At 54.1% G+C, this 12,467-nt stretch carries 8 protein-coding genes; 7 read left to right on the top strand and 1 reads right to left on the bottom strand.

Translation table 11 applies throughout. The annotated features are described in order from the left end of the window. Positions 1–24 precede the first annotated feature (24 nt). The gene (locus ACL2XJ_RS12595) at positions 25–948 is read left to right on the top strand and encodes a dihydrodipicolinate synthase family protein (protein WP_413726661.1); all 924 of its coding nucleotides are present in this window, start codon (positions 25–27) and stop codon (positions 946–948) included. Between the two features lie 85 nt (positions 949–1,033). On the opposite strand, the gene ACL2XJ_RS12590 is transcribed toward ACL2XJ_RS12595, so the two are convergent. After that, positions 1,034–2,254, bottom strand: coding sequence for a glutamine amidotransferase-related protein (locus ACL2XJ_RS12590; protein ID WP_413726660.1), 1,221 nt, complete (start codon positions 2,252–2,254; stop codon positions 1,034–1,036). A gap of 115 nt (positions 2,255–2,369) precedes the next feature. On the opposite strand from ACL2XJ_RS12590, the gene ACL2XJ_RS12585 reads away from it, so the two are divergent. The 6 genes from ACL2XJ_RS12585 to ACL2XJ_RS12560 all read left to right on the top strand — a co-directional run bounded on the left by ACL2XJ_RS12585 (position 2,370) and on the right by ACL2XJ_RS12560 (position 12,361). After that, a complete protein-coding gene (locus tag ACL2XJ_RS12585; RefSeq protein ID WP_413726659.1) occupies positions 2,370–3,578 on the top strand; it encodes a pyridoxal phosphate-dependent aminotransferase in 1,209 nt (402 codons plus the stop codon). A 347-nt stretch (positions 3,579–3,925) separates the two neighbouring features. Then, positions 3,926–4,357: a translesion error-prone DNA polymerase V autoproteolytic subunit gene (gene umuD / locus ACL2XJ_RS12580; RefSeq protein ID WP_203522713.1), complete on the top strand. Its 432-nt coding sequence runs from the start codon at positions 3,926–3,928 to the stop codon at positions 4,355–4,357. 2 nt (positions 4,358–4,359) lie between these two features. Then, entirely contained in the window at positions 4,360–5,628 is a 1,269-nt protein-coding gene (gene umuC / locus ACL2XJ_RS12575; protein ID WP_413726658.1) for a translesion error-prone DNA polymerase V subunit UmuC, read from the top strand. 32 nt (positions 5,629–5,660) lie between these two features. Then, positions 5,661–8,852: a hypothetical protein gene (locus ACL2XJ_RS12570; protein WP_413726656.1), complete on the top strand. Its 3,192-nt coding sequence runs from the start codon at positions 5,661–5,663 to the stop codon at positions 8,850–8,852. A 306-nt stretch (positions 8,853–9,158) separates the two neighbouring features. Next, positions 9,159–10,085, top strand: coding sequence for a ketopantoate/pantoate/pantothenate transporter PanS (gene panS, locus ACL2XJ_RS12565; RefSeq protein ID WP_413726655.1), 927 nt, complete (start codon positions 9,159–9,161; stop codon positions 10,083–10,085). Between the two features lie 428 nt (positions 10,086–10,513). After that, the gene (locus ACL2XJ_RS12560) at positions 10,514–12,361 is read left to right on the top strand and encodes a DUF3413 domain-containing protein (protein WP_413726654.1); all 1,848 of its coding nucleotides are present in this window, start codon (positions 10,514–10,516) and stop codon (positions 12,359–12,361) included. The last annotated feature ends 106 nt before the right edge of the window (positions 12,362–12,467 follow it).

Below are 12,467 nucleotides of genomic sequence, written 5' to 3'. Positions count from 1 at the left end.
CCCATTTTATCAAAGGAAATTGCAATGAAAGATTTGGTCGAAAGCCGCGAACGCCTGAAGGGCATTTTTAATATTACCGTTACGCCCTTCACCGCCGACGGCGAGATTGATTTTGACGGACTCTGCCGCAACGTGGAGCGCGTCATTACCCTGGGGTATGACGGCATTCTTATCGGCGGCACTTATGGGGAATTCCCTACGCTCACGGTGGCCGAACGGGCCGCTATCTTCCGCCGGGTGATGGATGCGGTGAATGACCGGGTACCGGTCATGCTGTGCAGCGCCGGTTCCGATCCCCGGGCGGTGAAGGAGCTGACGGCCCTGGCGGGGGAGCTCGGCGGCCTGCCGATGGTGACGCCGCCGTTTGTTTCAGAGGTCACCGACGAGCAGATCGTCAGCTTTTTCAAACAGATGGCACCCTTATCCCGCACCGGCATCCTGGTGTATAACGCGCCGGGCATCGGCATCACCCTGGCGCCGGCCCTGCTGGAACAGCTGGCGGACATTCCGCAGGTGGTGGGGATCAAACAGGGCGACCTGAATCCCACCGTTATCGACCAGTTGGCTAATCGCCTGTCGGGACGCCTGCGGCTGTTTTGCGCCTCTGATCTGGCCTTCCTGGGGCCGATGATGTGCGGATTCGACGGCATCAGCAGTACCAACAGCGGCGCGCTGCCGGAGCTTATCCTGGCGGCCTATCGGGCGCTGGAACGGGGAGATGCCCATACCGCGCGGGATTTGCATCGTCTGTGGTACGGCTACCGGGGTCTGGCGCGCCGTTTCGGCCAGCCGCAATTGGTCAAGGCCGCCATGAACCTGCGCGGTTTCGACGGCGGCCATGTGCGTTCGCCGCTGATAGACGTGGCCGAACCGGTGATAGCCCAGCTTCAGGAAGAATTAACCAGGCTGGCGGCGGACAGCCGCGGCGGCGTGGTTCTGAAAAACTGAAATCGCGGGCGGGCATATGCCATGTCCGCCCGCGAGGCATGGCGCCTGGAGCGCGGTGCGGCGCCGGCAGAAACGGGCGGATATATCAACGCCCCGACAAGGCGGCCTGTTTCAGCCAGGCCATGATCAGCGGGTGTGCCGCCGCCGGGGCGGAGGTCAGTTCGGGATGTCCCTGTACGCCGAGATAAAATGGATGGTCGGCCAGTTCGATGCCGTCGGCGATGGCGCCGGCGCTATCGGTGGCGCTCACCGTCAGGCCGCAGCGGGGAAGCATCTCCAGCAGATCGGGATTGAGCTGATAGCGGTGGTTATAGCGCAGCCGGTTGTCTGTCGCCAGGATGGACGCCAGCCGGCTGCCGGTACGCAGCCGCATGTCATGCTCCCCGGAGCGATGCACGCCATAGCGGTTCGGATCCCGCAGCGGCACAAAGGTTTTCACCGGCGCGTCCGGGTCGGCTTCCTGCAGGTTGGCCCGCCGTAATGCCGGCAGCTGTTGCAGGGCGGCGGTGGCCATGGTCTGCATGCCCAGGCATAACCCGAGGGTGGGTATGCCCTGTTGCAGGGCATAACGCGCCACCGCCAGCTGTCCGGACACATTGCCCATATCCGCGCCGCCGGGCAGCAGTATCCCCGCCACCGTTGCCGGCAGCAGGCCATCATCCGGCGACAGCGTTTTGGGCGGGACGAACAGCACGTCAAGGGTAATGCCCAGTGCGTCGGCGGCATCCCCCAGGGCCGCCAGGGTGGCGGGATAGGCGGCGGCCTGATCCTGCCTTGCGCCGATAAGGGCGATGCGGAGTTTTCCCGCGCCGCGGATGGAATGCGGCGGCGAGGACGGTGGCGGCGTGGCATGCCAGCGGCCGAAGGTATCGGGTCGCCATTCGCCCTCGATGGCCGCGCCGCCGGAGCGGTCTTCCAGGATCAGGCGGCCCCGGCGGTTCACCGTATGCCAGAGACGGTACGGGACGCCGCCCTGCTCAAGCAACGGGATCAGAACGGATAAAGCGTCCCGCTGCGATGGTCCGATGGGCACCACGCAATCCTCCCGTGCCGCCCGCCGCGCGCAGGCGGCGGGGGTTAAGGCGGCGCCGGGCGAGCGGCCGGTCATGCGTTCAAGCCAGAGCAGCCCGCTGGTCACCAGCCCGCCGTGACGCAGCACATGCTGGCAGGCATCGGGAAATCGTCCGGTGTCGTAGTCCGCCGCCAGATGCAGCAGGGGGAGCTGGCGCTGCGCCGCCACGATCGCCGCCATCAGGCCGTACAGCGCGGGTTCCGGCGTGTCGTGCACCACCAGTAGGGTCGTCATGGATAGGTTCCTTTAGGGAATCAACAAAGGAAAGGCCGGTTCGGCCATGTTAATGTAAATTGAACTATATGTGTCAAATAATACAATTTTCTTATCCCACTTTGAAGAGGCATCCATGTCAGCAGAACTTATCGCCCGGCGTATGAAGCGCGTACGTCCCTCCCCCACCGCCGTGATTTCCGATATCGTGCGCGCCATGCAGCAAAACGGCATCGACATTATCAACCTGGGTGAGGGTGAGCTGGACTTCGATACTCCCCAATCTATCAAACAGGCGGGTATCGATGCTATCGAACGCGGCGACACCAAATACACCGCTGTTTCCGGTACCGAGGCGCTGAAACGGGCCATTATCGGCAAATTCCAACGTGAAAACGGGCTGGTCTTCCAGCCGGAAGAGATCATTGCCGGATGCGGCGCCAAGCAACTGATTTTTAATGCCTTCCTGGCAACAATCTCACCGGGCGATGAGGTTATCGTGCCGGCGCCTTACTGGGTTTCCTACCCGGACATGGTGGCCCTGGCCGAAGGCGAGCCCCGTATTGTCCCCTGCAGCGAGCAGTCGGGCTGGAAATTGCAGGTCGCCGACCTGGCCGCCGCCATCACCCCCCGTACCCGTTGGCTGATATTGAATTCCCCCAATAATCCCACCGGCGCGGTGTATTCCCGCGAAGAGCTGCAAGCCCTGGCTAAGGTGCTGCTGGATTCTCCCCAGGTGATGATCCTGTCCGACGATATTTACGAACATATGCGCCACGATGCCGAGCCCTTTGTCACCCTGGCGCAAATCGAACCCCGCCTGCGAGACAGAACGCTGACGGTGAACGGCCTGTCGAAGGGCTACTCCATGACCGGCTGGCGTATCGGCTATGCCGGCGGCCCCGCCTGGCTTATCTCGGCCATGCAGATATTGCAATCCCAAAGTACCTCCAACCCCAGCTCCATCTCCCAGGCGGCGGCGGTTGAGGCGCTGACGACACCGGCCGTTTTCCATGCCGACTGGCTGCGGCGGCTGGCGGCCCGGCGCGCCGTGGTCATGTCGATGATTGCCGAGGTGCCGGGACTCGGCGCCGAATTGCCGCCGGGGGCATTTTACGTGTTTGCCAACTGCCGGGGGATGCTGGGCAAACGTACGCCGCAAGGGAAGACAATAGACAGCGACAGCGATTTCGCCGCCTATCTGGTGGAGAATGCCCATGTGGCCACGCTGCAAGGGTCGGCCTTCGGCGCATCGCCCTATATCCGCATCGCCTATGCCATTGACGATGATCGCCTGCATGAAGCCTGCGCGCGCATCAAAAACGCCTGCCTGGCATTACAGTAGTAAAGTCCGGGTGCTTTTGCCCAGGGGATTAAAGGCAAGATCGCTGCGCTCTGGGTGAAATATAACAATACCGGCGGAACCGCCGCCGGCATATTTAATATAGGTTGGCTAATAATCAATGCCAAAATAACATCGCTTTTGATAAATAACTATACGAAACTAATGATTAGCATAGCTAATTAATTACCGTTAAACCTTTTGCTCATTCCCAATGATATTCTTATTTTTGATCTTTATATTAATCATAGAGCTAATTAACTTCCCGCCGAATCTCCTCAATCCCTGTCTTTTCAAACAAAACAATTTATTTATACTGGACACATAAACAGTATAAATGAGTTGAAAGAATGAAGATTATCGCAGACTTTTCCGGCGCCCATGCCATGCTGCCGGTGCTATCGCTCCCCTTGTTTGCCGATCAATGCCGGGCGGGCTTTCCTTCTCCGGCGCAGGACTATGTGGAAAAAACGCTCGACCTGAACGAGTATTGCATCCGCCATCCCAGCGCCACCTATTTTGTCCGCGCCAGCGGCGAATCGATGATTGAAGCCGGTATCGGCGACGGCGATTTATTGGTGGTGGATCGCGGTGAAACCGCCGGTCATGGCGATATCGTCATTGCCGCCGTCGATGGCGAATTCACCGTCAAACGGCTGTGCCTTAAGCCGCGCCTGGCGCTGCAACCGATGAATCCGGCCTTTCCGACGCTCTATCCCCAGCCGGATGCCTTGGAAATCTTCGGCGTGGTGCTGTACGCCATCCACAATACCCGGAACTAGCCATGTTTGCCCTGGCGGACGTGAACAGCTTCTACGCCTCCTGCGAAACGGTATTCCGGCCGGATCTGCAAGGGTTGCCGGTGGTGGTGCTGAGCAACAATGACGGCTGCGTCATTGCCCGTTCCCGAGAAGCCAAACAGCTTGGCATAAAAATGGGCCTGCCTTATTTTCAGCTGGGGGAATTGCTGCGCAAGCACCGTATCGCGATTTTCTCGTCCAACTATGCGCTGTATGCCGATATGTCGGCCCGGGTCATGTCTATTCTGGAAGCCATGGCGCCGCGCACCGAAATCTACTCCATTGACGAAGCCTGGATGGACGTTAGCGGCATCGAAGCCAGCATGCCCTACACGGAATTCGGCCATCGGGTGCGAACCAGGGTCCGGCAAGACACCGGCCTGACGGTAGGGGTAGGCATCGCCCGCACCAAAACCCTGGCTAAGCTGTGCAATCACGCGGCCAAACAGTGGCCGGCCACCGGCGGGGTAGTGGCTCTCAACGACCCGGCGCGCCTGCGCAAACTGATGTCGCTGGTGCCGGTGGAGGAGGTTTGGGGCGTGGGCCGCCGCATCTCCCGCCGGCTCAATGCCGTGGGGATTCATAACGCCTTGCAGCTGGCGGAATCGAATATTTCGTTTATCCGCAAGACTTTCAGCGTGGTATTGGAACGCACGGTGCGGGAACTGCAGGGAGAATCCTGTATCGCCCTTGAGGAGCAAACGCCGGTAAAGCAACAAATTGTCTGCAGCCGCTCGTTCGGCGGTCGCGTCACTGCCTTGGCCGATATGCGGCAGGCGGTTTGCCGCTATGCGGAGCGGGCGGCGGAAAAATTACGCCAGGAACAACAATACTGCCGGCAGATAGCCGTGTTTGTCCGCTCCTCGCCCTATGCCGTCAATGAACCTTATTATGCCAACGGCGCCAGCGAAAACCTGCTGACCGCCACCCAGGACACGCGGGATATAGTCGCCGCCGCCATGCGCGGGCTGGAACGGATCTGGAAAGAGGGACCGCGCTATGCCAAGGCCGGGGTAATGCTGAATGATTTTTCCCCGACCCGCCAGGCGCAACTGCATTTATTCGACGCCTGTCCCCCCCGGCGCGCCAGTATGGAGCTGATGGCGGTGCTGGATAAAATCAACCACACCGGCATCGGCCGGGTCTGGTTCGCCGGTCAAGGCATTGCCCCCTCATGGGCGATGCGCCGGGATATGTTATCCCCCGCCTATACCACCCGCTGGGGGGAATTACCCACAGCCAGGCTTTGCTGATGTTCGGATTCGCCATGGCGGCCACCGAATGAATGCCCATAAAACATTTCACAAACGCCGCTCGTCAATCCGGCGTTCATTATTCGGCGGTGCGTTATCTGGTAGTATTTTCCCGCGATGTGTCAATAACACTTTTACTCAACGGAGAAGAGCTCGTCATGCCGATAAGCGCAGTGGGTCACAGAAAGAATGTAGGTACATTTGAAAATAAATTTCTAAAATATAATACTAATATTATCCAGGAACAGATTATTAGCATAGCCCGTTCACAACAGGAGAAAGTACCGGTCAAACCGGGTGGAATAGCTGTTCTCTATACCCTTTCCGCTATTTTACCCCATATTAAAATGGTCGTGAATTCGTCGGCGGAGCCCCGCGGGGGTATCGTCATGTATAATGGCACGGCGCAGAACACCCCCAGCCATAACGGTAAAGCACAGATTATGGCGGCTGCCGCCAGGAACACAAACTATCCTAAGGCTGAATCTAGACCGGCTCCGATTCAAAATCATAGGATTCCCAACATTATTTCCGAGAATACAAATATAAAAAGCAATTTATATCAACATATGGGAAAAACCGCCTCTGAATTTTTTTATCAGTGCATGCAAAAGCTTGATGCGCTGGTAACCCAATATGACCCGCTCAGATTTCCCACGGCCGACGCAACGCCTGTGGGCACTGGTTATTTATCTCAAAACGGGGCCTACTGGGATCAGAATAATCATATCTATGTCATAAAGAGTGAATTGACAAAGAAAAAATTTATTGAATCGTTACTCAATTTCCTTGTCGTTAGCGGACAATTAACGGACTCAGGCGCAGAAAAACTTGAAACCTATGTAAAAGAAAACACCTCCGGCATTCCTTTTTTTCTCACGCCCGTAATGAAATTCGAGAATGAGTCATCAAGAGCGAAAAGGATCTCTGAGGCGGATAGAAACCGGTATATCGGCGAACATATTCGAGAACATTGCGCTTATGAAGCAGACGTGCTTAATACTAAAGGCGAAAATGAAGGAAAAGCCTTTATGTTCTGGGCTGGACGGTTAGAAAATCCTCTTCGAATGATATATGACAATACCGATGAAAGCCCATCCCCTTTAACACTGCAAGTAACAAGCGGGCTGAATTTCTTCTCTGACATTTTGACTCTAGGCTTAAAACCCCTCATTGGAAATCTTATTGCCAATTATCTTAGAAGAGAATACTACCTATCGCAAGGAGACGAGATATGCGCAGAAAGACAGCGCCATCTGATCATAGCTGAACTCGCTACTGGTATTAATGTCGAGGGATTTGCGTTCAGACATCGGGGAAAAGCGCCAATCCTAAAACCGCGAGAAATAATGCATTCGGTTCCCCTGTCCGAGCGGGCAGCCTACTCGCTGCGCAACCCTGCTACCGGGGTCCAAGAGGAACTGCTGATAAAAATAGTAGATAACAAAAAAACAGCGAGCGCGACCCACGATGGCAAAGACAACATTTACCTGAAACCGACGGATCAAAATGAGTTTATGACTTATCATTCTCATCCCGCCAAGCCGGACTTACCGGAAAGGAGAGTCATCTTTGATGAAGAGAAATCAACCTGGCGATATGCCGATAGCGTTGATGCCGCCGAGCTCAATGTACAATTCAGTAAAGGCAAGTCGTTTATTCACTTGCAAGGAGAGAAACATGAATTACGTATGAATCGTCACCGACAATATGAAGCCGTTGTTCATAAGACATCCGGTACCAAGGAATATCTTCCTGTCTATAGGGAACCGTTGTCACGTGAATGGCATTTAGAAGAACACAACGGGCATTCTGTATTCAATACCAGACAGAAGAAAATTATTAATGATTTTAATATTCCAATCGGCAAACCCGTCAAGTACATCGCGGAACAGAACGGCAATCAAAAGAGGTATGGCGCCGGAATAATATACCGGGTGGAAGACACCGATGCTTATTCAAACGATATATTATATAAAGCCATTGAGATGAATGGCATGGTGGTGCCGGTGAGAGAGCTTATCACATCGAAAAATCGTCTGCATTATGAAATATTCGATATTTCTAATAATCAAAAAGAGACCTACCCGGTTGAGTTTGACGGCGCTCGCTGGCTCTTTGAACGCCCGACGTCCATTCATGCATCCAATTCACTGAAAAAAACCGTTACGCGGGATATGCTCGTCGACATGGATGCCAGCCAGCTATCAGCACCGGGCCATAGAGGATTAAGATGGGACGCCCGAGAGAAATCCTTTTTGAAGGTCCACAATAAATACCTGCCGATAAAAAAATTAAATGGCAATAGATACAGTATTAAAGCACCTATGAAGGGTAATCGCATATATCTCCGATATAACAATGAAAAATTCTCTGTCGAGACAGCTCGCGAGAGGTTGAACAATATCCTTACCGAAGGCTTGAGCGGAAGAAAACGAACACTTGCCTTGGACGTTTTGAAAGAGCAGGATGGGTTTACTGAAGGCAGCGCCAGGGAATTGCTGCTTGAATATCAGTTCCCTAAAGATGGTTTTTTTGATGATTATAATTTTGCTCTTGAAATTGAGCAAACGGGTAAAGTACCTCGGTGGGCCAAGAGATTCAAGAAGTCCCATAGCCCTGAAAACGCTCAATCAGAAGCGCAGAAAACGGTTTCAGTGTTTGCAGTGGGCCAACCCGAACATCCTATTGAACTGAAGCTGGGAGACATATTAGGGGAGGGCTGCTATGGTAAGGTTTTTACTGATGCCAGTGATAATAACTATGTCATAAAAAAATATGTCCGTGACAATAAATATCTTCAGATTGACATAAAAACGTTGACCAATAACGAATCCAACTCATTCCGCCGTTATTACGGCGAGGACTCGGCAACATTATATCATAATGAAGAGGAAGATTTTTATCTGCGAATGTACCGTATTCCAGGTAGAACGGTTCCGCAGCTTCCCCCAGACACTTTACCCCCTGACGCCATTGAGCGGTACGTGGACATGCTGGAAAAACTTAATCATGTCGGCATATTACACGGTGATCTCCACGAGGGTAACATCATGTGGGATGACGAAGCGGAAATATTTCATCCCATCGATATTTACAATGTCAAAGACCAGTATTTCAGTGGAAATTCAGATAACACGCTTCAAAACGATATAGAGGAAGAGGAATGGCTCTATTTGGTTGATGACATCACCGCAAAAATGAAAAGCAATGTCCAGGTTTAACCCATCGGCAAACAATATTTGATAATAACCCTCATTCACGGTGGCCGTTTTGCGGTCGCCGTTTGCACACAATGCAAAAAAAACAATCTGTTGCGCTTCCCCCACGGCGGGGCTTGACATTATCCCACCGAAGCGACACCTCCAGTGGATGAATATTCACCGAAGGAATATTAGCGTTTTTGCAGCAGAGTGATTGCTACCGGCGGCAATTGAAGGTAAAAATACTTCCGCTGTGGCAAAAGCCGAAACCCGAAATTTCGGCGGTTATACCCCATCCATTATTAAAAAGACGACAAGGACCCCCCTATGTTAGCCAAGATTACCCGCCTGTTCCCGCTGTGGGCCGTTTTGCTGTCGGTTATCGCCTATTACTCCCCGGGAACGTTTACCCCCATGGGTCCCTATGTGGGGTATTTGCTGATGCTTATTATGTTCGCCATGGGCGTAACCCTAAGAGCCGGCGATTTCAAACGGGTTCTCACGCGTCCGGCGCCGGTGGTGGCGGCCACTTTCCTGCATTATCTGGTGATGCCGCTGGCCGCCTGGTTATTGGCCAAACTGTTTCATATGCCCGCGGATCTGTCGGCCGGCATGATACTGGTGGGCAGCGTGTCGAGCGGGACAGCGTCCAATGTGATGATTTACCTGGCCAAAGGCGATGTGGCTTTGTCCGTCACCATCTCGGCGGTATCCACCCTGGTGGGGGTATTCGCCACGCCGTTGCTGACCCGGCTCTATGTAGATACCCATATCAAGGTGGATGTGGCGGGCATGCTGCTGAGCATCCTGCAAATCGTGGTCATTCCGATTTTTGCCGGCCTGGTTATCCATCATTTATTCACCAAGGCCGTCAAGCGCATTGAACCGGGGCTGCCGGCGCTTTCCATGGTCTGCATCCTCGCCATCATCAGCGCGGTGGTGGCCGGCAGCCAGGGATTTATCGGCTCGGTGGGCCTGGTGGTCATTGCGGCGGTGATCCTGCATAACGGTATCGGCCTGCTCGGCGGCTACTGGGGCGGCAAACTGTTCGGCTTCGACGAAACCACCTGCCGCACCATGGCGCTTGAAGTGGGCATGCAGAACTCGGGATTGGCGGCAACACTGGGCAAGATATATTTCACGCCGCTGGCCGCCCTGCCCGGCGCGCTGTTCTCGGTTTGGCATAATCTGTCCGGTTCCGTGCTGGCCGGTTACTGGTCCGGCCGTCCGGTGGAAAAAGATCAGCATCGATAATTCCTCGCATACGGCGATGCATTAAGCCAATCCCGGCGGGAAAAGCCTCTTTTTCGCCGGGCTGCATGGCTGACCGGTTACAATTTTTAATTAATTCCCGACGGCCTCCGATATAAACAACGCACGTATTGTGCGTTTTTTCTAATGCTTTTACCGCTTTTGCACTAATATCTATGGCTTGTCCAGACAGGCAAATGCGCCCGCCCCCATGAAGCCGGCATTACAAAAGACATTTTCCGCATACCGCCGCGCCGATCGCGGCATCTATACTTTACTTAACATGCATTATTCATTAAGCCATTTCTCATCTCTCCGGCAAGATAGGTAACAGTTTTTTACCAAAGAGATAATGAATAAAAGCCATTTGGGTGTTAAATCTCACCGCCCAAATTATCTCGTTGCCACTGAAAAGCAGGATTGTTGAAAATATGTTCAGACTAAATGCCTTCCATTCCTCTAAGCTCAATCTTAAATGGGCCGGCATGTTCTGGTTGTTGAACGCCTTTTTACTGACGGCAGTCGCTTTTCGCTTTTGGCAGTGGATCTCCATTCCCCCGGGGGATATCCGCTCGCTGGTGTATTTGCTCACCACGCAGTACGGGCTGTTCGGCGCCTTCTGCGTGCTGGCGATGATTATTCAATGCCTGGTGTGTTTTTTGCCCCCCAGGCTGTTCCGTTCCGTCGGTATCCTCATGGCGTTTTTCCTCAGTGCGCTGCTGGTCGTGGATACCCTGGTGTATGCTCAATACCGTTTTCACCTGAACGGCGTGGTGCTGGAAATGCTGTTCCAGGGACGGGATATCATCGATCTCTCCTGGTATACCTGGCTGATAGGCGGTTGCATCGGTCTGGTATTGCTGGCGGTGCAATGCCTGTTCAGCGCCATGGCAACGAGGATGCCGCGCCTGCAGCGGCTGCGCAAGCCGGCCTATGTGTTAATGGCGGTCAGTATTCTGGTCAGCCAGGGGCTGCATGTCTGGGACGATGCCAATTATAAAACCCAGATCCCCGGCTATACCCGGCAATTTCCGCTGTACTACCCCTTAACCGCCAAGAGCCGCCTGGTAAAATGGGGTCTAGTGGATCCTTCGGTGGCCCTGAACAAGGAAAACAATCTGCATGTTGCGAGCGAGGGGGTACTGCATTATCCCTTGCAGGCTATCCAATTCCAGAAACCGGCCCAGCAGCCCAACATCCTGTTTATCCTTATCGATGCCTGGCGCTACGATGACGCCAATCCGCAGGTGACCCCTAACGTCAGCCGCTTTGCCCAGCAGGCTTTGCGCTTTCATCAGCACCGCAGCGGCGGCAATTCCACCGAACCGGGTATTTTCAGTTTGTTCTATAGCCTGCCCGATACCTATTGGCTGTCGGTACGCAACAGCGGCCAGCGTCCGGTGTTAATGCAAACCCTGGCGGACCAGGGATATGAATTCTCCATACACGGCTCCGCCAATATCAATCATCCGCCGTTTGATCGAACGGTGTTTGCCCAGATTCCCAATTTGAAGATCAGCAACGGCGCGCGCACTCCAGCCCTGCGGGATCAAGAGATAACCGATGATTTCAAGCAATTTATCGACAAGCGCGACGGTTCGCGGCCGTTCTTTGGTTTTCTGTTTTACGATGCCGCCCACGGTTATGATCTGCCTCCTAACCCGGTAACGCCGTTCCAGCCTTACTGGGATCGGGTAGACCATATCAAGCTGAATAATGATTTTGATCCCACGCCTTATCATAACCTCTACCGTAATGCGCTTTATTACGATGATGGGCTGATTGGCCAGGTATTAACCAAACTGCAGCAGGCCGGGCTGGATAAAAATACCCTGGTGATTATCACGTCCGATCACGGCGAGGAATTTAACGATCATAAAAAGAATTACTGGGGGCACGGCAGCAACTACAGCGATGTGCAGATTCATGTTCCGATGTTTATGCGTCTGCCGGATGGGCAAAGCGGCGATATCGACCGGCGCACCACGCATTTCGATGTGGTACCGACCCTGATGGCGACGGTGGCCGGGGTAAAAACGCCCGTCAGCGATTACAGCGTGGGCCAGAATATGCTGGATCCCTCGGCCCCGCAGTCGCAGGATATGATTGTCGGCAGTTATTATAATTATGCCGTGGTCTCGCCGGATTTAATTAATGTGGTCTATCCCGGCGGCGTTTTCGAAACCCTGACCCCGGACCTGAACCCCACTAAGCACCGTTTGCTGCAGGGGGATCGGCTGAAAAACATTATCAGCCTGATGTCGCGGTTTAATAGATAGCGCTGCATAATCAAAGGGCAGCAGAAGGGAGACAAGTGTCCGCCGGCTGGCACACGTTTAGCCATAGGCGAATCTGCTGCTTGCAATTATACTATCCGCCTCTCTT

Source organism: Sodalis sp. RH16 (assembly GCF_047324245.1).
GTDB classification, from domain to species: Bacteria; Pseudomonadota; Gammaproteobacteria; order Enterobacterales; family Enterobacteriaceae; genus Acerihabitans; species Acerihabitans ligni.
Note: the sequence above shows the minus strand (reverse complement) of the source record. Positions and strands in the feature narration are given on the sequence as shown.